The sequence below is a fragment of the Photobacterium marinum genome (assembly GCF_000331515.1).
Classification (GTDB): domain Bacteria; phylum Pseudomonadota; class Gammaproteobacteria; order Enterobacterales; family Vibrionaceae; genus Photobacterium; species Photobacterium marinum.
Genome location: NZ_AMZO01000053.1, coordinates 1 through 4,646, shown reverse-complemented (window position 1 = coordinate 4,646; position 4,646 = coordinate 1). Strand labels below are relative to the sequence as shown.

At 48.3% G+C, this 4,646-nt stretch carries 1 protein-coding gene; it reads left to right on the top strand.

The genetic code is table 11. The features are described from left to right. Positions 1-4,646, top strand: a 4,646-nt coding sequence (locus C942_RS25560) for a C80 family cysteine peptidase (protein ID WP_232428214.1), incomplete at both ends; no start/stop codon positions are given.

The window sequence follows — 4,646 nt, the reverse complement described above, 5'->3', positions numbered from 1 at the left end:
TGACTAAGAACTGTTCAACTACTGTGGCGAAGGTACTAAAGGCCGGTGGTGCGGATAAGTTGATCGGTCATACCTGGACGCCGAATGTTGGTATCTGGACGCCAAAGGCACTGTTTAAATACGGTCAGGCATTGCAGGAAGCTCAACTTGAAATTGCAGCCAAGAAGCAAAACCGCCAAGTAGCAACTAAACATGACCTTGAGCAAGGTAACGATAATTCTGTCGAAAAAACGATAGTTTCGGAAACCGATACAGTATCGGAGCAGGATCCTAGCCAGAAAAACTATCAATCCCGTGATTTAGTGCTTGAGCCAATCAAACAACCAGAAATGATTGAACTTGGTATGCCTGAGGCTGATCAGAAAGTGTTGGCGAAAATAGCAGACCGGGAAAATGTCATTATTGGTGTTCGTCCTGTCGATGAGAAGTCTAAGTCTCTGATCGACTCTAAGATGTACAGCAGTAAGGGGCTGTTTGTTAAGGCGAAAAGTTCTGACTGGGGGCCAATGTCCGGTTTCATTCCGGTTGATCAATCGTTTGCAAAAGCATCGGCAAGAAGAGACCTTGAGAAGTTTAACGGTTATGCCGAGCAATCTATTCAGTCCGGTAATGCGGTAAGTGCGGATCTGTATCTGAATCAACGTCGGGTTGATGATCTGGTCTCAAAATACCATTCATTGACGGCACCTGAGCTTGATGCAGAAAGCGGTATGTATAAAACAACCGCGACCAATGGTGACCAGACTGTATCTTTCTTCCTGAATAAAGTAACGGTTGATGGTAAAGAGCTGTGGCAAGTTCATTATATGAAAGATGGCGAGCTGGCACCGTTCAAAGTGATTGGTGATCCAATATCTAAGCAGCCTATGACTGCAGACTATGACCTGCTTACAGTGATGCATGCCTACGGTGATTTAGGGCCGAAAGATAAGGTTAAGCAGCCGTTAACATGGGAACAGTGGAAAGAGTCAGTTACCTACGAAGACTTAACGCCTAAGTACAAAGAGCTCTATGACAATGAAGCGCTTTACAATAAGAAGGACGGGGCGAGCATTGGTATTGTGAATGATCGCCTGAAAGAGCTTAAGGACGTGATAAATACCGGTCTGGGCAGAACGAACGGCCTGGAAATGGTTCACCACGGTGCCGATGATGCAAATCCTTATGCTGTAATGGCGGACAATTTCCCAGCGACCTTCTTTGTACCGAAGAGCTTCTTCGAAGAAGATGGCTTGGGTGAAGGTAAAGGCTCCATTCAGACTTACTTCAATGTGAATGAGCAGGGCGCAGTAGTCATCCGCAACCCACAGGAGTTTTCTAACTTCCAGCAGGTGGCGATTAATGCAAGCTACCGGGGGGCGTTCAATGATAAATGGAATGCCGGATTAGATAAGCCACTCTTCACGAAAGATGAGAAGCGCTCCCATGCGTTCTTGGATGCAAGGGATGAGTTGTCTAAGAAGCTTAATGGTGGCAGTAATAGTCAACTTGAAGAGTTAGGCGGTGAAAAAGATGGTAAAGTTGTACATACCATTGACACTTTGCAGCCATCTGAGATTTTGGATCAAGTTATTCGAGACTTGAACAAGTCCTCTACTGTCATGAGTGAGACAAACTTCTATGATCCAAAGAAGTTTGAGTCAGACAGTGCACGCGTAAAAGCGGAATGGAAGCAGACGCTGACTAATATTAACAATATTAGAAATATGTACTTTCCACATGACATGGTACGTTACTTTGAAGCACTGAAGAGCTACAAAGTGGGTAACTGTGGTGATCGTGCGCTATATGCGGCACACCTCATGATGGATAAGTACAATTTCCAGGGTGAAGTAGAGCTTCTGAAGCTGAAAGGTTCTGGGGACCATGTATTTGTAAGAATTGGTGGAACATCAGATTCTGCAAAAATTATTGATCCTTGGACTGGTCAGCATTTTGCCTACAGCCAGATTAAAACTTTCCTTTACAACCCGAAAAAGAAGAAAGTGGAAGTTCATCGTTCTTTTGATGAGCTTAAAACGCTATTTAAGGACCTGCATCAAGCGAGTTTGAGTTCTGTAACGAAGGCGCAGAATCGTAACGTAGATAGCTGGAAACGCGTCGCTGTTTCACCGCAGGCCGATGGAGGTGAAACCCGTTTTGACGGCCAGATCATTATCCAGACGGAAAACGATCCGGTGGCTGCGAAAGCTGCAGCTCGCCTAGCTGGTAAGCACCCTGAAAACAGTGTGGTAGTTCAGCTTGATGCGGACGGTAAATACCATGTGGTTTACGGTGAACCGTCTCAGTTGTCCGGCAAGCTGCGGTGGCAGGTAGTGGGTCACGGGCGAGATGAGTCTGAAACTAATAACACCCGATTGAGTGGTTACAGTGCAGATGAATTGGCGGTGAAGCTGGCTAAGTTTAACCAGGATTTCAGCCAGGCTAAAAATATCACCGCTAAACCGGATCACATCAGTATTGTCGGTTGTTCACTGGTGAGTGACGATAAGCAGGAAGGCTTTGCCCGCCGTTTTGTTACAGCGATGGATGAGCAGGGTATCCGAAGTGATGTAGCAGCGCGTAGTACTGAAATGGCGGTTGATGAAACTGGCCGTAAGTACACTCGTGATGGTGATGATAAGTGGGCCCATAAGCTAGCTGATAATAAAGTTGTTCTTAGCTGGAGTGAGCAGGGTGAAGTGTTGACTCATAATGAGGCAATCCGCAACGGTATTGCCGAAGGCGATATCGATCTTGCCCGAGTTGGCCAGGGTGACAGCGATGCGCCTGCCCGTGGTGCAATTGGTGATAACAGTGATGTCTTTTCCGCTCCTGAAAAACGTAAAAATAGTGTGGAAACCTCCTCATCAAATAGCTCTGACCGTCATTTGAGTTACTCCGGCAACATCCAGGTGAATGTGGGGGACGGTGAATTTACCGCCGTTAACTGGGGTACGTCGAATGTAGGTATCAAAGTTGGTACCGGTGGCTTTAAGTCATTGGCATTTGGTGATAACAACGTGATGGTCCACGTGGGTAACGGTGACAGCAAGCACAGTTTCGACATGGCCGGTTATCAGGCGTTGGAAGGTGCCCAGATGTTTATCGGTAACCGTAATGTTAGCTTCAATATGGGCCGCAGTAACGATCTGATCGTGATGATGGATAAGTCGATTCCGACACCGCCATTGGTCAATCCGTTTGATGGTGCATCACGCATTTCCGGTGTACTGCAAGGTATAGCCCGCTCCGGTGAAGGGCAGGACTGGCTGGCTGCTCAGGAGAAGCAATGGACGTTGTCCGGTGCGAAGAAGTTCGTTAAGGATATGTCTGGTCTGGATCAAAGCAGTAGCGTGGATTACACCTCGCTGGTTGAGCTGGACTCGCACAATGAGCGCAGCAGCCGTGGTCTGAAGTATGACGCTGAGGCTACGCTGAACAAACAGTACAACAAGTGGCTGAGCGGCAACAGTAACAGTGACACCAGTAAGATGAGCCGGGCAGACAAGTTCCGCCAGGCAAACGAGAAGCTGGCATTTAACTTTGCGGTGGGCGGTCAGGGGGCCGATATCCAGATAACTACGGGTAACTGGAACTTCATGTTCGGAGACAATGTCCAGTCGATTCTGGACACCAACCTGGGCTCGCTGTTTGGTTTGATGACGCAGCAGTTCTCGGCAACCGGTCAGGCGAAAACCACTTTCACCTACAGCCCGCAAGATCTACCTCGTCAGCTGAAGAATAAGCTGCTGGGTAAACTGGCCGGTGTCGGTGCTGATACAACACTGGGTGATATTTTCGGTGTTGATTACACCGCTGGCGGTCATATCGTATCCCGAAATGGTGAGTCGGTTGACGGTGTGGCGATCCTGAAGGAAATGCTGGAAGTGATTGGTGAGTTCAGTGGCGATCAGCTTCAGGCCTTCACGGATCCGGCAAAGCTACTGGACAGCCTGAAATCTGGTATCGACATGGGTGCGGATGGCATTAAGTCGTTTGCAGAAAGCCATGGCCTGAAAGAAAAAGCGCCGGACGAGGAAGAAGATAAATCTTCTGTGTCTGTAAATGGTGCAAATACCGCTGTTGCTGAACAGACTGCAGTTGAGCAGACAGCTTCCGCTGACAGTACGAAGCAGGAACGTGCGTTTGGCTTTAATGCCCTGAACCTGCCGAACCTGTTTGCGACTATCTTCAGTCAGGACAAGCAAACGGAGATGAAGTCACTGGTTGAAAACCTGAAGGACAACCTGACGGCAGATCTGCTGAATATGAAGGAGCAGACATTTGACTTCCTTCGAAACAGCGGTCACTTGCAAGGCGATGGCGACATCAATGTCTCGTTGGGTAACTACAACTTCAACTGGGGTGGTGACGGCAAGGATCTGGGAGCGTACCTGGGGGATAACAACAACTTCTGGGGCGGTCGCGGTGATGATGTTTATTACGCTACCGGTACATCTAATATCTTCACCGGCGGTGAAGGTAATGACATGGGTGTGCTGATGGGCCGTGAAAACATGATGTTCGGCGGTGACGGTAATGATACAGCGGTGGTTGCCGGACGTATCAACCATGTCTTTATGGGCGCAGGTAACGATAAGTCATTTGTGTTCGGGGAAGGCGGTGAAATCAACACCGGTACCGGCCGTGATTATGTCGTGACA